The organism is Paucibacter sp. KBW04 (assembly GCF_003852425.1).
In the GTDB taxonomy this organism is placed as follows: Bacteria; Pseudomonadota; Gammaproteobacteria; order Burkholderiales; family Burkholderiaceae_C; genus Paucibacter_A.
On sequence record NZ_QAJN01000001.1, the window covers coordinates 717,163 to 743,672 of the forward strand.

18 protein-coding genes are annotated in these 26,510 nt (G+C 63.6%); 14 read left to right on the forward strand and 4 right to left on the reverse strand.

Annotated features, from left to right (window positions below):
• The first annotated feature begins 21 nt into the window (after window positions 1-21).
• Window positions 22-1,749 carry an AMP-binding protein gene (locus DBR47_RS03190; RefSeq protein ID WP_124446757.1) on the forward strand — a complete coding sequence of 576 codons (1,728 nt, stop codon included), beginning with the start codon at window positions 22-24 and terminating at the stop codon, window positions 1,747-1,749.
• The gene (locus DBR47_RS03195) at window positions 1,742-2,950 is read left to right on the forward strand and encodes a GAF domain-containing protein (RefSeq protein WP_124446759.1); all 1,209 of its coding nucleotides are present in this window, start codon (window positions 1,742-1,744) and stop codon (window positions 2,948-2,950) included. Before DBR47_RS03190 ends, DBR47_RS03195 begins: the two co-directional genes overlap by 8 nt.
• On the opposite strand, the gene DBR47_RS03200 is transcribed toward DBR47_RS03195, so the two are convergent.
• Window positions 2,936-5,866, reverse strand: a complete 2,931-nt coding sequence (locus DBR47_RS03200; protein ID WP_124446761.1) for a response regulator — start codon at window positions 5,864-5,866, stop codon at window positions 2,936-2,938. The genes DBR47_RS03195 and DBR47_RS03200 overlap by 15 nt on opposite strands.
• Before the next feature lie 639 nt (window positions 5,867-6,505).
• Here DBR47_RS03200 and DBR47_RS03205 point away from each other — a divergent pair.
• From DBR47_RS03205 to DBR47_RS03220, 4 genes are all read left to right on the forward strand, one after another.
• Entirely contained in the window at window positions 6,506-8,014 is a 1,509-nt protein-coding gene (locus tag DBR47_RS03205; protein WP_124446763.1) for an aldehyde dehydrogenase family protein, read from the forward strand.
• A 142-nt stretch (window positions 8,015-8,156) separates the two neighbouring features.
• The gene (locus tag DBR47_RS03210) at window positions 8,157-8,663 is read left to right on the forward strand and encodes an OmpA family protein (protein ID WP_197046833.1); all 507 of its coding nucleotides are present in this window, start codon (window positions 8,157-8,159) and stop codon (window positions 8,661-8,663) included.
• Between the two features lie 300 nt (window positions 8,664-8,963).
• On the forward strand, window positions 8,964-9,314 hold the full coding sequence (locus tag DBR47_RS03215; protein ID WP_124446767.1) for a hypothetical protein: 351 nt from the start codon (window positions 8,964-8,966) through the stop codon (window positions 9,312-9,314).
• Between the two features lie 66 nt (window positions 9,315-9,380).
• Complete coding sequence (locus DBR47_RS03220; protein WP_124446769.1) at window positions 9,381-9,815, forward strand: DUF2846 domain-containing protein; 435 nt, start codon at window positions 9,381-9,383, stop codon at window positions 9,813-9,815.
• 114 nt (window positions 9,816-9,929) lie between these two features.
• Here DBR47_RS03220 and selD read toward each other — a convergent pair whose 3' ends face one another.
• Window positions 9,930-11,015: a selenide, water dikinase SelD gene (selD, locus tag DBR47_RS03225; protein ID WP_124446771.1), complete on the reverse strand. Its 1,086-nt coding sequence runs from the start codon at window positions 11,013-11,015 to the stop codon at window positions 9,930-9,932.
• 144 nt (window positions 11,016-11,159) lie between these two features.
• Between selD and DBR47_RS03230 the strand changes: the two genes are divergently transcribed.
• From DBR47_RS03230 to phnE, 4 genes are read left to right on the forward strand one after another with little or no spacing between them, the layout of a single operon-like run.
• Window positions 11,160-12,071 carry a putative selenate ABC transporter substrate-binding protein gene (locus tag DBR47_RS03230; protein ID WP_124446773.1) on the forward strand — a complete coding sequence of 304 codons (912 nt, stop codon included), beginning with the start codon at window positions 11,160-11,162 and terminating at the stop codon, window positions 12,069-12,071.
• A gap of 13 nt (window positions 12,072-12,084) precedes the next feature.
• Window positions 12,085-12,900 carry a phosphonate ABC transporter ATP-binding protein gene (locus DBR47_RS03235; RefSeq protein WP_124446775.1) on the forward strand — a complete coding sequence of 272 codons (816 nt, stop codon included), beginning with the start codon at window positions 12,085-12,087 and terminating at the stop codon, window positions 12,898-12,900.
• Window positions 12,897-13,745 carry an ABC transporter permease gene (locus DBR47_RS03240; RefSeq protein ID WP_124446777.1) on the forward strand — a complete coding sequence of 283 codons (849 nt, stop codon included), beginning with the start codon at window positions 12,897-12,899 and terminating at the stop codon, window positions 13,743-13,745. Before DBR47_RS03235 ends, DBR47_RS03240 begins: the two co-directional genes overlap by 4 nt.
• On the forward strand, window positions 13,742-14,548 hold the full coding sequence (gene phnE, locus DBR47_RS03245; RefSeq protein WP_124446779.1) for a phosphonate ABC transporter, permease protein PhnE: 807 nt from the start codon (window positions 13,742-13,744) through the stop codon (window positions 14,546-14,548). The genes DBR47_RS03240 and phnE overlap by 4 nt, the downstream gene beginning before the upstream one ends.
• A gap of 169 nt (window positions 14,549-14,717) precedes the next feature.
• Here phnE and DBR47_RS03250 read toward each other — a convergent pair whose 3' ends face one another.
• Window positions 14,718-15,599, reverse strand: coding sequence for a peptidylprolyl isomerase (locus DBR47_RS03250; protein WP_124446780.1), 882 nt, complete (start codon window positions 15,597-15,599; stop codon window positions 14,718-14,720).
• Window positions 15,600-15,901: 302 nt separating this feature from the next.
• On the opposite strand from DBR47_RS03250, the gene DBR47_RS03255 reads away from it, so the two are divergent.
• From DBR47_RS03255 to DBR47_RS03270, 4 genes are all read left to right on the forward strand, one after another.
• Complete coding sequence (locus DBR47_RS03255) at window positions 15,902-18,841, forward strand: HD domain-containing phosphohydrolase (RefSeq protein ID WP_124446782.1); 2,940 nt, start codon at window positions 15,902-15,904, stop codon at window positions 18,839-18,841.
• Between the two features lie 43 nt (window positions 18,842-18,884).
• Window positions 18,885-22,514 (forward strand): DNA polymerase III subunit alpha, encoded by a 3,630-nt coding sequence (gene dnaE, locus DBR47_RS03260; RefSeq protein ID WP_124446784.1) that lies wholly within the window; start codon window positions 18,885-18,887, stop codon window positions 22,512-22,514.
• A 62-nt stretch (window positions 22,515-22,576) separates the two neighbouring features.
• Window positions 22,577-23,413 (forward strand): WlaTC/HtrL family glycosyltransferase, encoded by an 837-nt coding sequence (locus DBR47_RS03265; RefSeq protein WP_124446786.1) that lies wholly within the window; start codon window positions 22,577-22,579, stop codon window positions 23,411-23,413.
• A 137-nt stretch (window positions 23,414-23,550) separates the two neighbouring features.
• The gene (locus DBR47_RS03270) at window positions 23,551-24,858 is read left to right on the forward strand and encodes a patatin-like phospholipase family protein (protein WP_124446788.1); all 1,308 of its coding nucleotides are present in this window, start codon (window positions 23,551-23,553) and stop codon (window positions 24,856-24,858) included.
• Between the two features lie 37 nt (window positions 24,859-24,895).
• Here the strand turns inward: DBR47_RS03270 and DBR47_RS03275 are convergent, their stop codons facing one another.
• Complete coding sequence (locus DBR47_RS03275; RefSeq protein ID WP_124446790.1) at window positions 24,896-25,984, reverse strand: glycosyltransferase family 2 protein; 1,089 nt, start codon at window positions 25,982-25,984, stop codon at window positions 24,896-24,898.
• Between the last annotated feature and the right edge of the window lie 526 nt (window positions 25,985-26,510).

A 26,510-nucleotide genomic window follows, 5' to 3' on the forward strand; every position in this document is an offset into this window, starting at 1 on the left:
AAAAATCATGGAGGACGGACGATGAATGAACCAAGCCCTGGCGCGGCCCAAGAAGCCGCAAGGCCGGCCCCGCCGACGCTGTCCTGGGTGCGCGGCAGCACCGAACAGCCCTTGTCGGAGCGCACCGTGTTTCAGCTGCTGGCCAGCGCCGCCCAGCAGTGGCCCGAGCGCGAGGCCGTGGTGTTTGTGGAGCAAGGCCTGCGCTGGACCTGGCGCGAGCTGCTGGCCCAGGTGGAGATGGCGGCGGCCGGCTTTTGGCGCCTGGGCGTGCGCAAGGGCGACCGGGTGGGTATCTGGTCCCCCAACCGGTCCGAGTGGTTGATCACCCAGTTCGCCACCGCCCGCTTGGGCGCGATCCTGGTCAGCATCAACCCGGCTTACCGCCTGGCCGAGCTGGAGTACGCGCTCAACAAGGTGGGCGTCAGCGTGCTCGTCAGTGCCGCCGCCTTCAAGAGCAGCAACTATCTGGGCATGTTGCAAAACCTGGGTGTGGGGAACGCCGCGGGTGGTGTGAGTACTGGCGGCGGCACCCGCCTGCCGCAGCTGCGCCTGGTGATACGCCTGGGCGAGGAACCCACGGCCGCCATGCTTAACTGGTCCAGCGTGATCGAGCTGGGCGCCAGCCATCTGCTGGAGCTGCCGGAGGAGGCGGCCCTGCAATGCCGCGATCCCATCAATATCCAGTTCACCAGCGGCACCACCGGCGCGCCCAAGGGCGCCACGCTGACGCATAGAAACATCGTCAACAACGCCAGCGCGGTGGCAGCCTGCATGCGTTTGAGCGAGCAAGACAGCTTGTGCATCCCCGTGCCGCTGTACCACTGCTTTGGCATGGTCCTGGCCGTGCTGGCCTGCACCAGCCGGGGCGCCAAAATGGTGTTTCCGGGCGAGGGCTTTGAGCCTCGCGCGACCTTGGCGGCGGTGCAGGCTGAAGCCTGCACCGCCTTGCACGGTGTGCCCACCATGTTCATCGCCGAGCTAGGCCTGCCCGACTTCGCCAGCTTTGATCTGGCCAGCCTGCGCACCGGCATCATGGCGGGCGCCCCCTGTCCGATCGAGATCATGCGCAGGGTGCAGACCGATATGCATATGCAGGAGGTCACCATCGCCTACGGCATGACGGAGACCAGCCCGGTGTCCTTCCAAAGCGCGGTGGACGATCCGCTGGAGAAGCGCGTCACGACGGTGGGCCGCATCCTGCCGCATCTGGAGGTCAAGATCGTCGACGAGCTGGGTCAGGTCTTGCCACGCGGCCAGACCGGCGAGCTCTGCACCCGCGGCTACTCGGTCATGCTGGGCTATTGGAATGATGAGGAGCGCACGGCCGATGCCGTCGTGGAGGGCTGGATGCACACGGGCGACCTGGCCACGCTGGACGAGGAGGGCTATTGCAATATCGTCGGCCGGCTCAAGGACATGGTGATACGCGGCGGCGAGAACATCTACCCGCGCGAGATCGAGGAGTTCTTGTTCCGCCACCCCAAGGTGGCCGCTGTGCAGGTGTTTGGCGTGCCTGACAGCCGCTACGGCGAGGAGTTATGCGCCTGGGTCATCACCCGGCCGGGCCAGTCCTGCACCGAGGACGAGCTGCGCGAGTTCTGCCGCGACCAGATCGCGCATTACAAGCAGCCGCGCTATATCCGCTTTGTCGATGAGCTGCCCATCACCGTCACCGGCAAGGTGCAGAAGTTTGTGATGCGCGACGCCATGATGAAGGAGCTGGGCCTGCAGGTGGCGGCCAATGCCTGAGCCCGGCGGCAAGCCTGGTGACGGCCTGCCGCCCCAACCCTTTTTCGCCAGCCCGGCCCAGCGCATGGCGCGGGCGCGTGAGGTGTTTTTCGAACAGGGCCAGAGCCCCGGCGGCTTGGTGCAGCAAGAGGTGCTGCAGTCCTGGCATCGCTGCCTACGCGCAGGCCTGGAGCCTGAGCAGTCCCTGCAGCCCGAACCGGTCAGCGCCCTGCGCCTGGACAGCGCGCTGCGCCGCAGCCGCTTGCTCATCAAGGCGGCAGCGCCCGAGATGCAGCAGCTGGAGCAGGCCTTGGACGGCACGGCCTGCCGCATTCTGCTCGTCGACGCCGAGGGCTTGGTGCTGCGCAAGGGCCAGGGCCAGCGGGCCGAGGGTGCCGAGCGAGCCCAGGCCTCGGTGCTGGGCGCCGTGGCACGCCTGGGCGTCAATGTGTCGGAGGCCGCGCTGGGCACCAATGCCCCGGCCCTGGTGCTGCGCAGCGGCCGGGCTTGCAGCGTCACGGCGGGCGAGCATTTCTTCAGCGGCATCGCGCCCTTGCATTGCACGGCCGCGCCCATCCACGATGCCCAGGGCCGGTTGGCCGGGGCCTTGAATCTGGCGGTGGACACGCGTTCGGGCGGCTTCCGCTTCGAGCCCGCGGCCCTGGTGGGCATGGTGGCCGCAGCGATCGAGAATCGCCTGCTGTGCGCCCAGTCGCAAGCCTTGATCGTGCTGGAGTTCCAGCTCAGCCGCGAGGGCCTGGGCTCGGCCTTCAGCGCCCTGGCCGGGGTCAGCCCCGAGGGGCAGGTGCTCTGGCTGAATGCGGTGGCCCAGAGCCTGAGTGGCGGGCCGGCCGAGGGCGGGGTGGCCGTGGAGGGTTTGTTGGGTCTCAGCGCCGCGCGCCTGCGCGCCATGCTGGGCGCAGCGCCTTGCCAGGTCTTGCTGCCCAACGGCTTGCGCCTGTGGATGCGGGCCAGCCTGGGGCCGGGCACGAGATTGGCGGCCCAGGAAGAACTGGCGGTTGCGCCAGCGCCGGTCGCGCACCCGGCTGTGTGTGTTGAAGAGGCACCGGCCCGCTTGCTGGATCGCAACCGCGAGCTGATTCTGGCGACGGTGGCCCAATGCGGCGGCAATATCAGCCTGGCGGCTCAGCGCCTGGGAATTTCGCGCGGGCGGATCTATCGTCAGTTGACGACTCAGCCACCGGCTTCAAGGCCCGGCTGAGCGCAGGGCCTGCAGCTCGCGAAGATGCCGCAGCGCCTCTTCGTGTTCGTACTGGGTCACGCAAGCGATCAGCTCGCTGCAGCATTGCTGTTGTGGGCCCGGGGGCAGGGCGCCGAGCAAGCGGCTGGCGCAGTCTTCGGCGTCGGTGTCTGACTCTTGCAGCAGGGTCTGCAGCTCGGCGATCAGGGCTTGGGCCTCCTGAGGCTGTGCGGCCTCAAGGCCGGGCGTCGCGGCCTGCGCCGAGCTCTCACTGGGCAGGGCGGCCCGCGCTGCGGCCAGGGCGTGCAGCAGGGGGCGCAAAAGGGCCTCGATCTCGGCCGCAGGTGGATCGCGCCGGCAGCAGGTTTCCAGGGCCGCTGCGGCCTCGGCCAGGGCTTGGGCGCCGACGCTGGCGGCGCTGCCGCGCAAGGTGTGGGCACAGCGGGTGGCGGCGCTGGCGTTGCCGTCCTCGCCGGGCTGTCGGCTGGCCAGGGCCTGGGCAAAGTCTTGCTCAAAACCGGCCAGCCTGTGACCGAATTTCTGCAACTGCCGGCCATAGATGGCCGAGTCGCCCATGCAGCGTTCCAGGCCCTGGGCGAAGTCGATGGCCGCATCGCTAGGCAGGCTGGGCGCTGCATCTGTCGGGCCCGAGGCTTGGGGCGCGGGTGCGAGTGGCACGCCGTTTTTGGGGCTGATCCAGCGCGCGATGGTGCTGAACATCAGCTCCAGATTCAGGGGCTTGGCGATGTGGTCGTTCATGCCGGCGGCCAGCACTTTCTCGCGCTCCTGGCTCATGGCATTGGCCGTCATCGCGATGATGGGGATGTGGGCCAGTTCGGGCTGGGCGCGGATGCGGGTGGCGGCGGTGTAGCCGTCCATCACCGGCATCTGGCAGTCCATCAAGATGCCGTCAAAATCGGGGTCGCGGGCCAGCAGTTCGAGGGCCTCCAGGCCATGGTTTGCCACCACGACCTGGATGCCGGCGCGCTGCAGCAGCTCGATTGCCAGCTCCTGATTCATATCGTTGTCTTCCACCAGCAGCAGGCGTGCCCCGCGCAGTTTTTGTCGGCTTGCGTTGTCGGCGCTATCGGCGTTATCGGCGTTGGCGGTCTTGGGGCTCTGCTCATGCTTGGCCTGCGGGCGGCCCAGGGCCAGTGCGATGGCGCCCAGCAAGGGTGCGACCAGCACGGGTTTTTGCAACACCGCGCTGAAGACCTGGCCGCGCTGGGCCAAGCGCTGCTGGGCCTGGTCCTGCCCAAAAGCCGTGACCAGAATCAGCGGCGGCAGGGCGGCGCCGAACTCCTGGGCGAATAGCTCGGCGCAAGCCATGCCATCGAGCTCGGGCATCTTCCAGTCCAGCATCACCAGCTCATAGGGCTGCGGGCCGGCCAGGCTGGCGGCCAGCAGCCTGCGCGCCTGTGCCCCGTCTTGCGCCAAATCACAGAGGCAGCCCAGCTGCTGCAGCAGCCCGGCAAGAATCTCGCGGGCGGTCGCGCAGTCGTCCACCAGCAGCACGCGCAAGCCTTGCAGCTCGTTGCGCGCGGCGCGCGGCGCGAGCACACGGCTGCCGTCGTGCAGGCCAAATCGTGCGGTGAACTGGAAGTTGGAGCCCCGGCCCGGCTCGCTCTCGACCCAGATGCGGCCCCCCATTTGCTCCACCAGGCTTTTGGAGATGGCCAGGCCCAGGCCGGTGCCGCCGTATTTGCGGGTGACCGAGGCGTCGGCCTGGCTGAAGGACTGGAACATGCGGGCGCATTGCTCCGGCGTCATGCCAATGCCGGTGTCGCGCACGCTGACTTGCAACTCCAGCTGCTGAGCCTCGATGCGGCGGCCGCTGATGCTGATCAGCACATGGCCGGTCTCGGTGAATTTGACGGCGTTATTGCCCAGATTGATGAGGATCTGGCCCAGGCGCAAGGGGTCGCCGACCAAGGAGGTGGGCAGGTCGGCGGGCAGCTCAAACAAAAGCTCCAGGCCTTGGTCGCGCGCCTTTTGGCCCAGCAGATTGGCGAGATTGTCCAGAACATCTTCCAGCTTGAAGGGCTGGACATCCATGTCCATCTTGCCGGCCTCGATTTTGGAGAAGTCCAGGATGTCGTTGATGATGCCCAGCAGGTTCTCGGCCGCGCGATTGACCTTGCTGATGTAGTTGCGCGCATGCTTGTCCAGGTCCAGCTGCAAGGCCAGTTGCGACATGCCGATGATGGCGTTCATGGGCGTGCGAATCTCATGCGACATATTGGCCAGGAACTGACCTTTGGCGATGCTGCCCGCCTCGGCGGCCAGGCGGGCTTGTTGCAGGCTTTCCACCAGGGCCTCTTTTTCCAAACGAAGGCGCAAGGCCTTGTCCAGCGTGTCGTGCATATAGAAGCTGCTTTGGTTCAGCGATGCGATGCCCAGGGTCGACATGATGGAGAAAGCCCAATGCGCCGCCGAGTCCGCTTGCCAGGCCATGGTCAAGGTCATGGGCAACACGGCGAAGATCAGATAGAGCCGCAAGGTCTTGGGATCGGGAGACAGATTGGGCACCGCTGCCGCACACAGCCCGGAGATCACCATGCCGGTGATGAAACGCCCGCTATCGGGGGCGGCCCAGACGAAGTAGGCGGCTCCCATACCCCATACCAGGCTGGTGGCGATGACGGTGTAGGCGTAGCGCCTATGCCATCCAGGCGCGTCCAGGGCATTGGGTTGGGCGAGGTGGTACTGCCTGGCGAGCAGCAATCGACTCAGCGCAACCGCATAGGCCAGGCCAAGCCAAACCAGTGTGAGCTGGGTATTGACCTGCAGCGACAGCTGCACAAAGCCCAGGAGTGAGGCGATGGCGATGGCAAAGACCTGGGCCAGGCTGGCGTTCTTGAACAACAGCTCCGTCTTCAGACGTTGAACTTCAAGTTCAAGGTCTAGCGATTGCGGCAAAGAGGTGTCATTTGGCATGCGAGCAGATCAGGGCGTGGAGCTGTCGTGGGCCTGTGCGAGTATGCCAAGCAAAGTCGGCTAGGCCCGCTGGCCTGGCCTGCGGCCGGCTTGGGTAAGCCGAATTCTTGTCTTTTGGACCCGGTGTGCCGCCTTGGGCGCGGCGGTGACGAGCAGCTTGTCCATGCGAACTCCTGATGACATTCGGGCGAAAACGGCCGCGCCGAGCCTGGTTAGATGCATTGTCTGCCGCCAAGTGTCACACAGGCTAACTCTCTTTGTCAGCGTGCAATGTTGACGCTTGACGACGAAACAAGGCTGTCAAGCCCTGCTTGCCGGCAGTTCGTGCAAGTCTGCACAAAGCAATGTTCCGGCATGGAACAAAAAACCTCGGTGTAAGTCCTAGGGCTGCGGGCCTGGTCGCCGATCTTTAGCCTTGGCTGTGTCGCTGGCCTAGGAGTCTGCGCGGCAGAAGGCGTCGATAGCGAGAAGTGGCCCCAGCGAGACCAGTTTGCGCTGGATTTGCAGTCCCATAGCCCGGCTATGGGGCAAAAAGCCGGTGCGAAATGGGCCGCTGCGGCCACTTCGCAGCCGACGTCTCTTCTGCCGCGCAGACTCCTAGCAGCGATCCATTCCAGACCCACCAAGGACGAGCCCATCATGAACTTAGCCGACATCCAGCATCTGCTGACCGAACGCAGCGCGGCCTTTCTGGCCCGCGGCACCCACGGCCTTTTTATCAACGGTGCCTGGCAGCCCGCCCAAAGCGGCCAGACCTTTGCCAGCATCAACCCGGCCAGCGAGGAGCTGATCGCCCAAGTGGCCAGCGCCGGCCCCGCGGACGTGGACCGCGCCGTGCGTGCCGCCCGCGCCGCTTTTGACGAGGGCCCCTGGGGCAAGATGCGGCCGGTGCAGCGCCAGCGCTTGATGCTCAAGCTGGCCGATTTGATCGAAGACCATGCCCAGACCCTGGCCGAGCTGGAGTCCATAGACAACGGCAAATCGGCCGCCATCGCCCAGGCGGTGGACATGGCCTTGGTGGTGGACTTCTTCCGCTATATGGCCGGATGGGCCACCAAGATCGAGGGCAGCACGACGGAACATTCGATTCCCTACGCCTTGCAGGCCGAGTTCGTCACCTACACCCGGCGCGAGGCGGTGGGCGTGGTGGCCGCCATCGTGCCCTGGAACTTCCCCCTGCTGGTGGCGGCCTGGAAGCTCGGCCCGGCACTGGCGGCCGGCTGCACCGTGGTGCTCAAGCCGGCCGAGCAGACACCGCTGACGGCGCTTTACCTGGCGGAGCTGATCACCGAGGCGGGCTTCCCACCTGGCGTGGTCAATATCATCACCGGCGACGGCCCCGGCACCGGCGCACCCCTGGTTCGTCACCCCGGCGTCAACAAGATCAGCTTCACCGGCTCCACCGAGGTGGGCAAGCTGATCGGCCATGCCTCGGTCGACAATATGAGCCGCTTCACGCTGGAGTTGGGCGGTAAATCCCCCGTCATCGTGCTGGATGACTGCGACCCCGCCGTGGCCGCCGCTGGCGCAGCCAACGCCATCTTCTTCAACCACGGCCAGGTCTGCTGCGCCGGCTCGCGCCTCTTCGTGCACAAAAAGATGTTCGACCGGGTGGTGGGAGACATCGCCCAGATCGCCGCCGCCATGCCCTTGGGCCATGGCTTTGACCCGGCGGCCCAGATGGGCCCCCTGGTTTCGCGTGAGCAGATGGAGCGGGTCTGCGGCTATATCGACATCGGCCGCAGTCAAGGCGCTAGCGTGGTAGCCGGCGGTGGGCGGCAGGGCGACAAGGGCTTCTTCGTCAAACCCACGGTGCTGGCCGATGTGAGCCGCGAGCACCGGGTGGCGCAGGAAGAAATCTTCGGCCCGGTGCTGGTGGCCATGCCTTACGACGATATCGATCAGGTCGCCGCCTGGGCCAATGACTCGCCCTATGGCTTGGGTGCCAGCATCTGGTCCAACAATCTGTCCAAGGTCCATCGCTTGATCCCCAAGATCAAGGCCGGCACCGTCTGGGTCAACTGCCACAGCGCCCTGGATCCCAGCATGCCTTTCGGTGGCTATAAACAGTCAGGAATTGGCAGGGATATGGGGCGGGCCTCCTTGGACGCGTATCTGGAGACCAAGTCCGTTTTCATGGCCATCTAAGTTTGCTTCGCGCCCGCCGGCCCGACCGCTTGAGCCGGCCCGGCGGGTTTGTTTGTGCGCATACCGATAGAATGCCCGGCGAAACTTTGTATCGCTTGTCTATCTGTTTTTTGTCTGCACTCACACTGAAGGAAAAATGAATATGGCCGCCTCCGAACAACAAGACGACAGCCAACGCGCCGCACTCTGGATCGTGGGCCTGGTGGTGGCCGCTGTGCTGCTGGTGCTGCTGGGCCGTGTGGTCTTCAATCAGCTGCACCACGCCAAGGCGCCCGTCGCTCAGGGCGCGGTGGTCGAAGAAGAGGTGGTGCTGATCGACGTACCCCTGAGCGGCGATCTGGTCGGCACCGTGTTCTTCGCTGTTGCCGAGTCCGCCGTCCCGGCCGAAGCCGGCACCGATCTGGCCAAGGCGGTCGTGATCCTGGCGGCCGCCCCGACGCGCAAGATCGTTATCGCCGGCTTCCACGATGCCAGCGGCGACCCGCTGAAGAACGCCGCCCTGGCCAAGGCCCGCGCCATCGCCGCCCGCGAGGCTTTGAAGGCCGCCGGCATCGATGCCGCCCGCCTGCAACTGCGCAAGCCCGAATCCGCCCTGGCCGACGGCCCGTCCGAGCAGGCGCGGCGGGTGGAGATTCGATTGGTGGATTGAGCGCCTTGAATCGACTTGCCCGACTGGCGAGTTGAGCAATCAGAAAGAACCGCCTGAAGGCGGTTTTTTTCTGCGCGAGTATTCATGCTGACCTTTGGGTGGCAGTCAAATTAGCTGAGTAATATTTCCGTTATGTCTGCGGGGAATGCTGTTCGCACGGACGCCCCGGTACGTCGAATAACATCCCGCCTCCCCGGATAGTTGCTCGAACTTTTGTTGAGTGGCATGTTGGATTTCCTTCAGGAGGTGTCCGGGTAATTTCAAACTTCGAACAAAAAAATGCGAACTAAGAATGTAGTTTTGACGGTTGCAATGGTTGCGGCCGCTTTGCTGTCCGGTTGTGGCGGGGGTGGCGATAGCCAAGAAGATGGACCGAACGTGGTCTTTAGCGAATCACGATCTCTCAGCGATGGCGCATACCTCTCCATCCCACTCAATTCAGGTAACTACTACGCTGAAGTGACGGGGAGTGTGAATGGCATTGCTGTGGAGTGGGTAGGCGGCGTGAATTGTGCCAAGACCGCCGAGGTCAAGGCTTATACGGGTCATTGCACGCTGACTCAAAAGGGTCAGTTGATCATCAAGAACCCTTCCACTTTTGGCCTTGGTCCGGATGAAATTTCCACGATTCGAGTTTCTGTCGTGCGCTAATTTCTAGTATCCAAGCTCGTGCCCGCGAACTTTCACAGTCAACCGTTTTCCCCGTTTCAGAGTCTTATGAAAAAACTACTTCTTACTACAGTCTTGGCCTTGAATTTGGTGGGCTGCGCATCCGTGAAGATGGGCGATCCGCACCAAGACATTGAGGCGAAGCGCTTCATCGCTCCCAAGGATGCAGCAGCCGTTTATGTGTACCGAAATGAGACCATGGGCGCGGCGGTCGGTATGGAAGTGCTGGTTGACGGCAAGTTGGTAGGCAAGACCGGCGCGAATACCTTTGTCTACAAGGAACTCGCGCCAGGCAAGCACACCATTCAATCGGTGGCCGAGAACACCGACGCACTCGAAATCGATGCCAAACCTGGTGTTCTTTACTACATCTGGCAAGAGGTCAAGATGGGCGTGATGTATGCCCGTACCAAGCTACATTTGGTGGATGAGGCTAGGGGAAAAAAGGGCGTGTCGGAAACGAAGTTGGTTGAAAGCAAGTGATCAAGCAATTTCAGTCGTTTGGACGGAAGGCCGGGTGAGTCGAATCGAAACCGAACACTGATTGAGCCATTTTTGGTAAGAGCCGCCGCTAGAGCGGCTCTTTTTCTTTTCGAGCTAGTTTTTGATGAGTAAGCGTGACCGGTGTTCTTGCTTGATGGTCGTCCGGCCAACCACCCGCGCTCGCTCAAAGCCATGCTTGGCAAACACCCCCATCACCTCGTCCAAAGCCTCCGGCGCGCAACTCACCAGCAAGCCGCCGCTGGTCTGCGGGTCGCTCAGCAAGGCTTGCGCGGTGGCCGGCAGGCCGTCGGCCAGCGCGATCTCATGGCCGTAAGCAGCCCAGTTGCGGCCCGATGCCCCGGTCACAAAGCCCTGTTCCGCCAATTCACTAACGCCGGGCAAGAGCGGCACCTGGCTCCAGTCAATCTCTACCGTGAGACCCGAGCCGCGAGCCAGCTCCAGTGCATGACCGGCCAGGCCGAAGCCGGTCACATCGGTCAAGGCATGCACGCCGGGCAGGGCGGCCAGGTCGGGGCCGGGGGTGTTGAGTTGGGTGGTGCTGGCAATCATCTGGGCATAGCCCTCGGCGCTCAGCTGCTCCTTCTTCAAGGCGGCGGACATGACGCCCACGCCCAGCGGCTTGCCCAAGATCAGCACATCGCCGGCGCGGGCATCGGCATTGCGTTTGACACGATCGGGGTGAACCAGGCCCAGGGCAACCAGGCCGTAGATGGGCTCGACCGAATCGATGGTGTGGCCGCCCGCGATCGGGATGCCGGCGGCCCGGCAGACCGAGGCGCCGCCTTCCAGAATGCGGCCAATCGTGGCGGTGGACAGCACATTGATGGGCATGCCCACCAGGGCCAAGGCCATGATGGGGCGGCCGCCCATGGCGTAGACATCGCTGATGGCATTGGTGGCGGCGATGCGGCCGAAGTCGTAGGGGTCATCGACGATGGGCATGAAGAAGTCCGTCGTCGCGATCAGGGCTTGCTCGTCGTTGAGGCGGTAGACGGCGGCGTCGTCGGCCGTTTCAATCCCCACCATCAGTTCGGGTGGGATGGGCAGGGCGGCCGTGCCCTTGAGAATCTCCGACAAGACACCTGGCGCAATCTTGCAGCCGCAGCCGCCGCCGTGGGACAGGGAACTCAGGCGGGGTTCGGCCTTGGCCGGGGTGGCGGTGGATTTAATTTCGCTCATGGTGTGGGGCCGGGTGGCGCAGGTCGGTTTGTTTGGGAAAATGTAGCAGTTGCTGCCTGGCCTCTGGCCCAGGCCAAGGCGTTTTGCAGGGCGGCTTTCGCCCAAGTCAATGCTTTCAATCCCACCATCCCATCAAGGAGTGTCATGACCCAAGCCTCGCCCCGATTCAAGGACATCTCGGCCCGTCGTCGTCTGCTGTCTGGCGCTTTCGCATCCAGTCTGGCACTCGCGGCTCTGAGCGCCGGTCTGCTGCCTCGCGCCGCTTTGGCGCAGGCCCCGGTCTTCCGCGTCACCGCCATTCCCGACGAGTCGCCGACCGAATTGGCACGCAAGGCCGCACCCTTGGTCAAGTATCTGGAAGCGCAGTTGGGCGTGAAGGTCGAGTTCACTCCGGTCAGCGACTATGCCGCCGCCGTCGAGGCCTTGGTCAATAAAAAGGTCGATCTGGCCTGGTTTGGCGGCTTCACCTTTGTGCAAGCCCATGTGCGCTCCGGCGGCAAGATCCTGCCCCTGGTGCAGCGCGAGGAGGACACGAAATTCCGCTCCGTCTTCATCACGGCCGAGCCCAGCATCAAGAGCCTAGCTGATCTGAAGGGCCGCGATGTGTCCTTCGGTTCCGCCAGCTCCACCTCGGGCCACTTGATGCCGCGCAGTTTCATCCTGCAGGCCGGCCTGAACCCGGAGCGCGATTTCCGGCGCGTGGCTTTCAGCGGCGCGCATGACGCCACCATTGCCGCCGTGGCCGCTGGCAAGGTGCAGGCGGGTGCGCTGAATATCTCGGTGTGGGAAAAGTTCGTGACCGAGAAGAAGGTGGACACCGAGCGCGTCAAGGTTTTCTACACCACCCCGGCTTACTTTGATTACAACTGGTCGGTGCACGCCGATATGCCGGCCGCCCAGCGCGAAAAGCTCAGCCGTGCCTTCCTGAGCCTCACGCGCGACACCGAGCAAGGCCGCGAGATTCTGGACTTGCAGCGCGCCACCCGCTTCATCCCTAGCCAGGTGGATAACTACAAGGGCATCGAAGCCGCAGCCCGCAGCGCCTCTTTGCTCTGAGTGCTGGTCGCCCATGCTTGAACTGAAGGCGCTCTGCGCCGCCCCGGCCGGCGCGCCCGCCGATGTGCTCAAAGGCATTGATCTGCGCGTAGCTGCGGGCGAGCAGCTGGCCTTGATCGGCCCCTCGGGTGCCGGCAAGACGAGCTTGCTGCAGGTGCTGGCCGCTGCGCTCAAGCCGCGCAGCGGTAGCTTGGCGATCGCGGCTCAAGCGCCCTGGCGTTTGTCGGCGGCGGATCTGCGGGCCTTGCGCGCGCAGATCTTTCTGGCCCCGCAGACGCCGCCTCTGCCGCCGCGCCAGCGGGTGGTGACGGCCGTGCTGGCCGCCCGCCTGCCGGCCTGGGGCTTGCTGCGCAGCCTGCGCTCGCTCATGGCCCCGGTCGATCTGGCCGAGGTGCAGGCGGCCTTGGCGCGTTTTGATCTGGCGGGCAAATTGTTTGAGCGGGTTGACCGGCTCTCCGGCGGCGAACGCCAACGTGTGGCCCTGGCCCGGGCCTGGCTGAGCCCGGCCCGGCTGTGGCTGGTGGACGAGCCGCTGTCGGCCCTGGACCCGCAGCGTGCGGTGCAAGCTTTGCAAGCCCTGATTGATGAGGCACAGGCGCGCAGGGTGACCTTGATCGCCTCGCTACACCATGTGGAGCTGGCATTGGCGCATTTCCCTCGTATCGTCGGCCTGCGCGAGGGTCAGGTCTTGTTCGACCTGCCCGCGGCCGAGGTCAGCCCGGCTCATCTGCGTGAGCTTTATGCCCAGCATGAAGACGAGCTTTTGGCCACGCCGCCCGTGCCGAACCAGGCGGAGCCGGTGGCGTCGATTGTTTACCCCTGCCGATGAGCCGCGCCCCCGCGTCCACCTTGCGCACAAAGCCGCATTTGCGTGACCCGGCATGGCAGGGCCGGGTGCTCAGCCTTAGCCTGGGCCTGCTGCTGCTATGGCCCATGCTGCAGCTGAGCGAGTTCAAGCCCTGGCTGCTGTTGACGCCCGAGAACTTGGCTGTCACCGGCCGTTTTGTTGGCGCCTTTTTCCCGCCGGCCCACAGCGCCGAGTTCTTGACGATGTTGGCGCGTGAGGCCTGGCGCACTGTGGCCATGGCCACCGCTGGCCTGGCCTTGGGCCTGGTCTTGGCCGTGCCCCTGGCCTTGGCGGCGACACGGGTCTTGTCGGTGTCCGCGCTGAGTGGTCGCATGGGCCGCTTGGCGTCGGCTGGGCGGGCGCTGGTGCGCGGTCTGCTGGTGATTTTGCGCAGCGTGCCCGAGCTGGTTTGGGCCCTGATTTTTGTCCGAGTGGTGGGCCTAGGCCCCACGGCCGGGGTGCTCGCGATTGCGCTGAGCTATGCCGGCATGCTCGGCAAGGTCTATGCCGAGGTGCTGGAAAGTGGCGACGCCGTGCCTGCCCAGGCGCTGCTGCGCCAAGGCGCCGGCCGCTTGCAAGTCTTTTTCTACGCCTTGCTGCCGCAGAACGCGGCCGAGCTGAGCTCCTACACCGTCTACCGCTGGGAATGCGCGATCCGCTCCTCCGTGGTGTTAGGCATGGTGGGTGCGGGCGGCCTGGGTCAGCAGCTGGACTCGGCCATGAAGATGTTCAATGGCGGCGAGGTCTCGGCCATCTTGATCGTGTTTGTCTTGTTGGTGGCGCTGGCCGATGGCCTGGGAGTTCTCTTGCGCAGGAGTTTGGGATGACAAGGCCCATCGTGATGCCCGCTGCCTTGCGACGCGCGCGTTTGCAAGGCCTGCTGCTGGTATTGGCCTTGCTGGGACTGGTCGTGGCCAGTTTCATCAGCCTGGATCTGCAGTGGGGCCAGATGTTCTCGACCGAATCCGCAGCCAGCATGGGCCGCTTTGTGGGTGAGTTTTTCCCGCCCGATCTGAGCCCCGAGTTCTTGCGCCGAGTCGCTTGGGCCGGGGCCGAGACCCTGGCCATGTCGGCCCTGGGCACGTTCTTGGCGGCCGTGGCCGGCCTGGCCCTGGCCCTGCCTGCGGCTCGTGCGCCGGGTCAGCGCCAGGCCATGCTGCGTCGACCGGCACGCTGGCTCTTGAATTTGCTGCGCTCCATCCCCGAGCTGGTTTGGGCCAGCCTTCTACTTATTGCCGCGGGCTTAGGGCCCATGGCCGGCACCTTGGCCCTGGCCTTGCATACCAGCGGCGTGCTGGGTCGCTTGTTTGCCGATGCCTTGGAGAACGCGCCCACCGCCTCGGCCCTGGCCTTGCGCGCCCAGGGTTCGGGCCGTTTGCAGGTGTTCTTCTACGCCAGCCTGCCCGAGGTCCTGCCCCAGCTGATCAGCTACAGCCTGTACCGCTGGGAAAACAATATCCGCGCCGCCGCCGTGCTAGGTGTGGTGGGCGCGGGCGGCTTGGGGCAGATGCTGTCCTTCCATCTGAGCCTGTTTCAAATGGGCAAGACGGCCACCCTGGTGGGCGCCATGCTGATCTTGGTGCTGCTGGTGGATGGGGCGAGCGATAGGCTGCGCAGGGCTTTGGCTTGAACGTCCTCGCGTAAGCGCAAGGGCGGTGCTGGCCCGATGCCCATCTTCCGCATAAGCCATGAGCGCCGGCGGACCGCTTTCGCTCATGTCCTCCGGCTTCGCCTCCCCCTTTACTTCGCTACAGCGATCCACCGGCACTCATGGCCAGATCGTTCTTTCGCAACGAAGCTCAGCCAGCTGCCTTCACCGGCCGCGTCGGCGGCGGCCCGCCGCAGAGTTCGGTGCGGCCCGGGTTGTGCACATACCAGCCGCCTCGGTTGCGGCGTGCATCCAGGATTTGTGACCAGCTCTTGCTGTCGGTGCGCATCACCTGCAGGGCAGGGCGCTCTTGCGGCGGCATGTCGGCTAGCAAGCGAGTGGCCTTGATTTCTACCCGCTGCTCGGGCTTCTCGTAAAAGCCCATGTTTGGGCCGCCGCGCGGCAGGCTGGCCAGCAGGTCCATGCCCTTGAGCACGCGGCCCACCACGGTGATGTTGAGGTCCAGGGCGCGTGGGGCCTGGCCGATGATGGCGTAAAGCTCGGCCCCGGTGCTGGAGTCCACCGCGTCATTGCGGCCCGCACCCACCATGCCGTAGCAATGGGCCAGCCATGCCTTGTTTTGCTTGGGTGCCGCGGCGACCGGGAAGCCGTCCACAAAGCCGGTGACGGGCGCCCAGGGGTCGGTTTCGGCCAGACGGGTCAGTGGCAGGCCTCGGTAGGCGATGTTGAACTCGGCCGGCAGCTTGGCCGCGGCCGCGCCTAGGCTGCGGGCTTTGGCGGGGTCATCGCCGTTCGGGTCGCCCCATTGCGTGACGAAATTGTCTTGCACCCGCACGATGGCCAGGCCATCGTAAAAACCTTGCTGGGCCAGCTTGCGGATATTGGCCACATGCTTGGGCGCGAAGCGGGGCGCCAGCTCGATCAAGACCTGACCCTGGGGCAGCTCCATGACCAGGGTGTTTTGCGGATCCAAATCACGCCAATCACCATCGGGCGCGTGGGCAATCACCTCGGCCGTGGTTTGGGGCTTGGGCTTGGCCCCTGCTTTGGCTGCATGTGCTGGGGCAGACATCGCGAGCAAAAGGGCGCAGCTGAGAGCAGCGCTGAGTGCAAGCCTTGGGGCGCTCAAGCTGGTGGTCAAGCGGGCGCTGAAGCGGGCGGGAAGCAATGCGTTGGCGGCATGAGATTTGTGCATGAAGCTGGGTCTCCTTTGGGGTGGCAGCATATAGCTTTTGCGCCTAACGCCGTCTTCCATGGCCTGGGTGGGGCGAGCTCAGGGTAGAGTGGGCGATCGTTTGAATTCATGGTCAAGGTCGAAGGCGAGCGAATTTTGCTCGACCCCGTTCGCCGCGCCGGATATTTTTTGGAGAACCCATGCACGCCGGCCGGAAAATTTCCTTCCAGTTGCTGATCGCGACCTTGTTTGTCGGGCTCACCCTGTTGGTGGCTCTGGTCTTGGGCCTGGTGCTGTTTCACCGGCTTGACCTGATGACTTTGAATGAGGCCGAGTTGCGTTTTGAAGCGCTGGGCCAAAGGACGGCAGGGGCGGCGCGTGCCATGCTCAAGCCAGGCAAGGATCAGGTGGAAGCGCTGGCACAGACGCGTTTGGCCCAAGCCCAAACGCTGCCGGAGCGACTCCACTTTGTGCCCTATCTGGCGGCGATGTTGAGCAGCAACAGCATGAGTAGCGCGAGCTATATCGCCTATCCCAGTGGTGAGTTCTTTTTGCTGAGAAAGTGGCAGGAAACAGCCGCCTTGGAGGCCTTGCTGGCGCCGCCGCCCCAGACCGTTTGGGTGGCGCAGAGTTCCAGCCTGGAGCGAGGCAAACGCGTGGGGCGCTTCCACTACTTCAGCCAGGATTTGCAGCTGATCGGCGAGCGGGAGTCTGCGGACTACCAGTTCGACCCGCGTGAACGGCCCTGGTATCAGGCGGCCATGGCGCACACGGACGGCAGGGCCCGTGCGATCACTCCCTATCAGTTTTCTTCATCGGGTCGCTTGGGCTTGACCTTCTCGGTGCAGGTCGAGCGCAGCGGCGTGGTCGCGGGCAGCGATATTCGCCTGAGTGCCCTGGGCGATTTGCTGGCTCAAAACCAGGTCTCTCCTTCGACCCGAACCGCTTTGCTGGGCGCCGATGGCAGCGTGCTGACCTTGCAAAAAGGCAGGGACTTGGCCCTGGAGCCCGCGCTGATCAAAGACGGACAGGGCTTGGGCCGTTTGCCCAGGCTGGAAGAGTTGGACGCGCCGATCTTGCAGCAGCTGCTGACGCATTTTGCGGTGGGCCAAAGCGAGAGTTTGGAGTTTCAAGAGCAGAGCTGGATAGGCATGAAGCAGGAGCTCATCCTGCCTGACACCCCGCCCTTGACCTTGCTGATCGCCAGCCCGCAGCGGGAGCTGTTGGCGGAGCTGGCGCAGCTGCGCAGGCATTCGTTCTGGCTGACTATAGCCGTGCTACTGCCCTTGTTGGGCTTGGTTTATCTGGCCTCGCGCTCGCTCGCGCGGCCGGTGCGGCAACTCAGTGCCGAGGCCCAGCAAATTCAAAACTTCGAGTTTGATAAGCCGGTGGAAGTTCGGTCCTCCATCACCGAGATTCAAGAACTGGCCGACTCGATGAGCGGCATGAAGTCGACCATCCAGTCCTTTATCCAGATCTCCACCAACTTGGCGTCCGAGGGCAATTTCGACCGCTTGCTGAGCTTGGTGCTCAGTGAGGTGGCCGAGACGGCCGAGGCCAAAGGTGGGGCGATTTATCTGCATGATCCCGGCAGCGCAAGCTTGCAGCCTGCCCATGCCTATCTGCATGGCCAGGGTCAGCTGAGTATCGAGAATTTGCGTGCTTTGCAGCTGGGTGATGAGGCCCTGCCTTGGCTCATGCTTGCTTTGCAAAGCAGCCATGTGTTTCGACTGAGCCCGCAAGAGTTCACGCAACAATTCGGGCGAGAAAGCGCCGAGACCCAGACCCAGAGCCTGATTGCCTTGCCCTTGCGGGATCGCCAAGCGAGCCTGGTGGGCTTGCTCGTCCTGCCTCTCAGCGAAGCCCATGTCGACCCCGGCAAGAAGGCATTGCTGGAAGCGATCGCGGGCACGGCGGCCGTGGCCATCGAGAGCCGGCGCCTGATTGAGGAGCAAAGGCGATTGCTGGAGGCCTTCATCCAGCTGCTGGCGGGCGCCATCGATGCCAAGAGCCCCTACACCGGCGGGCATTGCCAGCGTGTGCCTGAGCTGACCAAGCTGCTGGCGCGTGCGGCCTGCGAAGCCAAGACCGGGCCCTTCGCGGAATTTCAGCTGGGCGAAAGCGAATGGGAAACCCTGCACCTGGCCGCTTGGCTGCATGACTGCGGCAAGATCACAACGCCCGAGTACGTGGTGGACAAGGCCACCAAGCTGGAGACGATTTACGACCGTATTCACGAGCTGCGCATGCGCTTCGAGGTGCTCAAGCGCGATGCCGAACTGACCTATTGGCAGGCCCTGCAGCGGGGCGAAGAGGAGGGCGCGCTGCGGGCTCGGCTGCAGGCCGACTTGGCCGACTTGGACGCCGACTTCGCCTTCGTCGCCAGCTGCAACCAGGGCGGTGAGTTCATGGACGAGGCCAAGGTCGCGCGTTTGCAGACCATCGCTGCGCGCACATGGCGGCGCACCTTGTCGGACCGATTGGGCATCTCGCATGAAGAGGCCTTGCGCCGCCAAGCCCAGGCCGAAGCTCCCTTGCCCGTGGACGAGCCCTTGCTGGCCGACCAGCCCTGGCATCTGCTGCCACGCAGCGAGGCCGAGCGCCTTCCCGCCGACAACCCCTGGGGCTTCAAGCTGCAGTGCCCCGAGTTCCTCTACAACCGCGGCGAGCTCTACAACCTGAGCGTGGCACGCGGCACCTTGTCCGCCGAGGAGCGTTACAAGATTAACGAGCACATCATCCAGACCATCAAGATGTTGGAGGGCCTGCCGCTGCCACGCCACCTGGCGGCGGTGCCCGAAATTGCCGGCGGCCATCACGAAAAAATGGACGGCAGCGGCTACCCCAAGGGCTTGGCGAGACAGCATTTGAGCCTGCCCGCTCGCATGCTGGCGATTGCCGACATCTTCGAGGCCTTGACCGCCGATGACCGGCCTTACAAGCGCGGCAAGACCTTGTCAGAGGCGCTGCGCATCATGGGCTTTATGTGCAAGGACCAGCATATCGACGCCGATCTGTTTGCGCTGTTCTTGCAGTCCGGCGTCTATCTGGACTATGCCCAGCGCTATATGAAGCCCGAGGCCATCGATGCGGTGGATATCGCGCCGTTTCTGCTGATCTGTGAGCAGATGAAGGCTTGAGCAGCTTCGGGCTGGCTGCGACAGGCATTGCCTACAATGCCCCATGGCTTTTGTACATCTGCGCACCCACACCGAATTTTCCGTCGTCGACGGGACTCTGAGAACCGATGATGCGGCCTCTGCAGCCGCCAAAGATGGCCAGGTGGCCCTGGGTCTGACCGACCTCGCCAATATGTTTGGCGCCATCAAGTTCTACAACGCTTGCCGCAAAAAAGGCGTCAAGCCCATTCTGGGCGCGGACTGCTGGCTGGAGCCCGAGGGCTCGGACAAGAATCCCTCGCGCTTTTTGCTGCTGGTGCAGAACAAGCAGGGCTATCTGAATATCTGCGAGCTGCTCTCGCGTGCCTGGATTCAGAACGTGCAGCGCAACCAGGCCTGCTTGAAGTGGGAATGGCTGCGTGAACTGAACGAGGGCTTGATCTGCCTCTCGGGCGCACAGTTCGGCGGTCTGGGCGCAGCCCTGCTGGCGGGCGATAAGCCGCGTGCCCTGGATTGGGCGCGGCGCTTCAGCGACATCTTCCCGAATCGTTTTTACATCGAGCTGCAACGCGCCGGTCTGGCCGGCCAAGAGGCCTTGGTGCAGGCCAGCGTGCCCTTTGCTGCAGACTTAGGCCTGCCAGTGGTGGCCACTCACCCGATTCAATTCTTGGGCGAAGAAGATTTCGAGGCGCATGAGGCGCGGGTCTGCGTGGCCGAGGGCGAGACCCTGGGCAACCCCAAGCGCATCAAGCGCTTTGTGCCGGGCCAGTATTTCCGCAGCCAGGCCGATATGGAGGCGCTGTTCGCCGACATCCCCTCGGCCATCGCCAACACCGTGGAGATCGCCAAGCGCTGCTCCATCAGCCTGGTGCTGGGCAAACCGCAGCTGCCCAACTTCCCCACGCCGATTCTGGAAGACGGCACGCCCATGCCCATGGAGCAGTACTTCCGCCAGCTCTCCTTCGAGGGCTTGGAAGACCGCCTCAAGCTGCTTTACCCCGATGAAGCCAAGCGCGACGCCGAGCGGCCGCGTTATGTGGAGCGCTTGGAATTTGAGCTGAACACCATCATCAAGATGGGTTTCCCCGGCTACTTCCTGATCGTGGGCGACTTCATCAAGTGGGCCAAGAACAATGGCTGCCCGGTGGGCCCGGGCCGGGGTTCGGGCGCGGGCTCACTCGTGGCCTATGTGCTCTTGATTACCGACCTGGACCCACTCCAATACAACCTGCTGTTCGAGCGCTTCCTGAACCCGGAGCGGGTGTCCATGCCCGACTTCGACATCGACTTCTGCCAGGGCAATCGCGACCGGGTGATCGATTACGTCAAGCGCAAATACGGCCTGCCCGCGGTGAGCCAGATCGCCACCTTTGGCACCATGGCCGCCAAGGCGGCCTTGCGCGATATCGGCCGGGTGCTGGGCATGGGCTATGGCCAGGTGGACAGCATCGCCAAGCTCATCCCCGCGCCACCGGGTAAGACGGTGACCCTGGCCAAGCTGCCGGAGAACTTCGACCCCGCCAAGGAGAAGATGATTTACGCCCGCCACGAGGCGCCGGAGCTGGATGAGCGGGAGCAGCAGGAAGAAGAAGTGGCCGAGCTGCTCAAGCTGGCCGCCCGGGTGGAAGGCATGGTGCGCAATATCGGCATGCATGCGGGCGGCGTGCTGATCGCGCCCGGCAAGATCACCGACTTTTGCCCGCAGTACCAACAGCCGGGCTCGACCAGCGCGGTGAGCCAGTACGACAAGGACGACGTCGAAGCCATCGGCCTGGTGAAGTTCGACTTCTTGGGCCTGGCCACGCTGACGATTTTGGAGCTGGCCAAGGATTTCATCGTCGCCCGCTACCCCGAGCAAAAGAACTTCGCCTTCGAGACCATCCCGCTGGATGACAGGCGCACCTACAAGCTCTTCTCGGACGGCCTGACGGAAAGCGTGTTCCAGTTTGAATCCCCCGGCATGCAGCGAATGTTGAAGGACGCCAAGCCCTCGCGCCTGGAAGATCTGATCGCCCTGAACGCGCTCTACCGCCCGGGCCCCATGGACCTGATCCCCACTTTTGTGGCGCGCAAGCATGGCAAGGAAGTGGTGGAGTACCCGCACCCCCTGACCGAGCCGGTGCTGGCCGAGACCTACGGCATCATGGTCTACCAGGAGCAGGTGATGCAGACGGCCCAGGTGCTGGGCGGCTACAGCCTCGGCGGCGCGGACATGTTGCGCCGTGCCATGGGCAAGAAAAAAGCCGAGGAGATGGCCGAGCACCGCGCCATCTTCCGCAAGGGCGCGGCCGTCAACGGCCTGAACGAGGCCCAGGCGGACGAGGTCTTCGACTTGATGGAGAAGTTCGCGGGCTACGGCTTTAACAAATCGCACGCCGCTGCTTACTCGCTGCTGGCCTATCACACGGGTTGGTTGAAGGTGCATTTCGCGGCCGAGTTCTTCGCCGCGAACATGACCATTGAAATGGACGACACCGACAAGCTCAAGGTCTTGTTGAATGACGCCAAGCTCTTCGGCATCGAGTTCGAGCCGCCCAACGTCAACCTCGGTGTGCACCGCTTCGAGCCCATCATGCCGGGCGATGGCGTGTTCCCGCACTGGGTGGCACCGGCTGCCGGTGCACGGCCCAAACGCATCAATTACGGCCTGGGTGCCATCAAGGGCACGGGCAAGGGCGCGATCGATTCCATCGTGGCGGTGCGCCAAAAGGGCGGGCCCTTCAAGAGCTTCTTCGACTTCTGCTCCCGCATCGACCGCAAGGCCTGCAACAAACGGGTGGTGGAGGCCTTGATCAAGGCCGGGGCTTTTGACAGCCTGGAGCCCGATCGCGCCCGCCTCTTGGCCAGCGTGGCGCGCGGCTACACCCATGCCGAGACCTTGGAGGCGAATGCCGATCAGGGCGGTCTGTTCGACTTTGGGGATTCACACGCGTCCAGCACGGCCGAGCCCGATCTGGTGGACGCCAAGCCCTGGAGCATCAAGGAGCGGTTGACGCTGGAGAAAACAGCCATCGGCTTTTACCTCAGCGGCCATATGTTTGACCAAAGCGGGGACGAGGTACGCCGCATGGTCAAGCTGCGCATCGCCAACTGCACCGACATCCGCGAGCCGGTGATGGTGGCCGGCATCGTCAGCGATCTGCGCATCATCAACGGCAACCGTGGCCGTGTGGCCATCTTCAAGCTGGACGATAAGAGCGATCAGATCGAATGCGTGGCCAATGAGGAGCTGCTCAATGCCAACAAGGATTTGCTGGTCGACGACGAGCTGCTGATCCTGCAAGGCAAGGTGCAGATGGATCGCTTCTCGGGTGGCTTCCGCATGAACGTGCAGGCCGTCTGGGATCTGGCCGGTGCGCGGGCGCGTTATGGCAAGCATTTCTATGTGCCGGTGCGCGAGCAGCTGCCCGCGCTGCAGGAGATCGTCCAACAATGGCCAGCCAAACAGCTGAGCACCGAGAACGGCACCCAGCGCCTGGGCCTGAAGATGATCACCCATCACTTCCTCTCGGGCGAGCAGGCCGGGGCGGAGTTCAAGATCGAGCTGGGTGAGGACAGCCGCTTCTGGCCTTGCGACGAGGCCTTGGAGCGTCTGGCCCAGATCACCGGCCAGCCGGCGGTGGCAGCCAAGCCCGGCCAAGCGGCCAAGCCGGCACAGGCGGGGGGCTATATCGCTTTTGAATCGGGCGGCTGATCGAGACGCGGCTTGGGTCGGCTTGAAGTCAGGGTCAACAGACGGAGCAGGAGGCATAGCAGATGATCACGATAGTCAGTGCGTTTTTTGACATCGGCCGTGCCAACTGGAGTGCTTACTCGCGCTCGGTCGACACCTATTTCAAGAACTTCTCCCGGCTTTGTGCGCTGGAGAACGATGTAGTCTTGTTCACCGAGTCACGCCACCGCGAGCGCTTGGAAGCCTTGCAGCGCAGCAAGCCCAATTTGACCGTCTATTACCAGGACGATTTGTTCGAGCGCCATGCGCCCATGCTGGCGCGCATCGAGCAGATCCAACAGAGCGAGAGCTTTCGGGAGGGCATTCAAGACCCCAGCTGCCCCGAGTACAACTCGCCCAAATACGTCTTGATCAATTACCTGAAGAGCCGCTTTTGCGTGGAGGCGATTGAGCGCCTGCAGCTGAGCTGCCCCCGGGTCGCTTGGATCGATTTCGGCTATCTGCGCAAAAACCGCCAGCTGCCGGTGTCCCTGCGCTGGGACTACCCCTTCGAGGACAAGATCCATCTCTTCAGCCTCAAGCCCTATGGCGCCGACGTGGACATCGTCCACGCCATCAAGCACAACACGGTTTTCATCCAGGGCTGTCATATCGTGGCTTCGCGGCAGAAATGGGCCTTGATGGCCGAGCTGATGGAGCAGGCGTATCACTCGCTGGAACAGCGTGATCTGATCGACGACGATCAAACCCTGCTCTTGATGGCCAGCCTGAGCGCCCCCGAGCAGTTTGTTGTGCGCCCGGCGCTGATTGAAGCCAAGCTGGATTGGTTTTTTATCTTCCGCCGCTACAACCGCTTTGAACAAGAACTCTCCCTGCTGGACCGGCTGAAGTTCGCCGTCCGCAAGCTGGGCCTGCCTTGAGCCGCCGTAGCCTACCCTGGCCGCGGAATACTGATCGAACAGGCAGGACTGTCGCTTTGTTGGCGACTTCCCCCTTACTTCTTGTGCTTTACCGCTTGTTACATCGGCGATGATGCGACGCAAAGTGTTGCTTCGCCATGCCCGAGCTTCAATCGCCGCCTCCTCTCACCGCCAGCCCTCCGTCCACCGGTCTGATCCTGACCGGCGGCGGTGCGCGCGCGGCCTATCAGGTGGGGGTGTTGGCGGCCGTGGCGCAGTTGCGGCGCGATGCCGGGGTGGGAGGCAATGCCGGCGGCAACCCGTTTCCCATCATCGCCGGCACTTCAGCAGGCGCCATCAATGCCGGCACCCTGGCTTGTTATGCCGACGACTTCGACTCCGCCGTCGACGGCCTGGTGCATCTGTGGCAGAACCTGCACGTCGAGAACATCTACTGCGCCGACGCCTTTGGGGTGATACGCACCGGCGCCCGCTGGATGACGATGATGAGCCTGGGTTGGGCGGTGGCGCGCTGGCGGCGCACCCGGCCGCGCAGCTTGCTGGACAACTCACCGCTGGGCGAGTTGCTGCGCCGCTGGATACGCATGGACCGGGTGGACGCCATGCTGGAGGCGGGTCATATGCGGGCCTTGGCCATCAGCGGCTCCAGCTACACCTCGGGTCAGCACGTGACGTTTTATCAGACCCACAATGACATCAAGCCCTGGCTGCGCTCGCAGCGCATCGCCGTGCCGACGCAGATGACGGTGGAGCATTTGCTGGCGTCCTCGGCCATTCCCTTCATCTTCCCGGCCGAGCAGCTGGATTTGGATGGCCATCGTGAGTGGTTTGGCGACGGCTCCATGCGCCAAAGCGCGCCCATCTCGCCCGCCGTCCATCTGGGCGCCGATCGGGTGCTGGTGATTGGCGCGGGCCGTATGCATGAGCCCGCCGAGGAGCAGCAGCGGCGCGTGCTGGTCGAGGGCGCGCCCAGCATGGCCCAAATCGCTGGCCATGCCTTGTCCAATATTTTTCTGGATGCGCTGGCGGTGGATGTGGAGCGCTTGCAACGCATCAACAACACCTTATCCCTGCTGCCAGCCGCGGCGCGCAGTGCCACGCCTCTGCGCCCCATCGATGTGCTGGTGATCGCGCCCAGCCGCCGCCTCGACGAGTTGGCGGCCGAGCATCAAGGCAGCCTGCCGCCCGCCATCAAGGGCTTGTTGCGCAGCGTGGGTGTGGCGGGTGAGGGCAAGGGCGCCAGTGGCTCGGCCTTGACCAGCTATCTCTTGTTTGAACCCTCGTTCACCAATGAGTTGATCAATCTGGGCATGAGCGACACCTTGGCCAGGCGCACCGAGGTGCAGAACTTTTTCGGCTGGCCGACTCAGCCGCCCCAGGTGGATGCCGCCGCCATGCGCAAGCGGCGTGGCGGCTTTACTGAGACGGCGCCGGCTGCGCTTTAAATCAGCGCTGTCTTTTCGACCCTTGGGGGCGGGGCCGTCAATCCTTGCCTTGAATGGCGAACAGTGCGTCCTCTTGCTTTTGATCCGAGCCGGCGGTGCAGCGCTTGACCCAGTGTTGAAGCTTTGCCGCGCGCCACCACCAGCCACGCCCTCGGTAGGCCTTCAGCAGGCTGGGAATCGGCAGCGGTATGGATTGTGCAAACTGAGCCAGGTAAAGCGGCAAGCGTTCGTGCGCGCCTAGCTTCCCCGCCTGACGGCAGGCGCTGAGAAAAAATCCAGCAGAAAAAAAGGCGCAGGCGAACGCGGTCTCAGCATCCAGGTCAGAGGGCAGCCGGCGCGGAAGCCCTAGCAAGGACTGCATCATGTCGTCGTTCTTGGCCAAACCCGAGCCAGCCAGAATGCTGCCAGGGCGTTTGCGGTAGCCGATCCAGACCTCGGGGGCGTAGAAGTAGCTGCGGGCTCGGCTCAGCAGTTCCGGCATCATGGCAACATCTTCGAAGCAGCGCCCGACAGGGAATTGAAAACCCTCGGCGATCAGCTGGCGCCGGAAGATCTTGGTCCAGAGATGAACTTGTCCACTCGCGAAGACGCCTCGGGTGAGTTGAATCTGCACCTCGCCGACGCTGCCCTTTTTCAGCGCAAAGCTCTTGACATGAAGCTCACCGCGCAGGCGGTGTTTGAGTTTCATGGCCGGCCTAACAATCTTGAAGTCGCAAAGCACCATATCGACAGCACGCTGATCCAGGATCTCGCGCAGACGCGCGATAGCGCCGGGCAGCATGATGTCGTCTGAGTCAAGGAACCAGATGTACTCGCCGCGGGCCGATTGAATGAGGCTGTTTCGAGCGGCGCCGATGCCGCTGTTTTGCGGGTGAGTCAACACACGCAAACGCCCCTCATGAGCCTGATTCCATTGAGTCAACAAGTCGGAGGAGGCGTCCGTCGATGCGTCATCGACCACCACGATTTCAACCCCGTCCAAGGCCTGGTTTGCAACCGAATTCAGGCACTCAAGCAGATAGGGCTCGACGTTGTAGACGGGGATCAGAATGCTCAGCCACGGGCGCTCGACCGTGCAAGAGGATGTCGTTGATGGGGCCTGGTTTGGCAGGGTTGAGAGCCTCATATCGCGTGCTTTGAATCAGGTTGGGGAGCAGGCCGGCACTCGTCTTGCCGGCCTCTTTGTGCGGACATCCCGGGCTCGTGGGTATGCAAGAAGGGGAGCTTCTGTTCTTGACCCCATCCAGCGACTTGCAAAACCTCTTTGGTGGGCTGGATGCGCTGATTGGATTGGGGTCTGCAGAAGAATCGGTGGCTTGAAATTGACGCCTAAATAATGAGTTAGTTAGGCGTTAAAGGCTAAGCTGATTGGCATGATTTGACTTGGAGGCGGAGACGCTCTGCTTGAGTTGCCACTGCTCAAGCGTCTTGCTGCCTAAGCAGGCGAACTATGGCTCTTGTGCCGCCTCCCCGAGCGGGGATTAGGAACATCTTGTGCGATGTGTGAGCCTATCGTTTGGGGCGCTTGGCATCGGGCGCGTCGGCCCAACTAGGGTGAGGAAGTTCGGCAGGAACACAAGACGAAACTAGGTGCCAGTTGGGCTGAGCCTGAAGTGGAAGAGCAGGACGACTTCGCTCCTGTTTGGACGAAG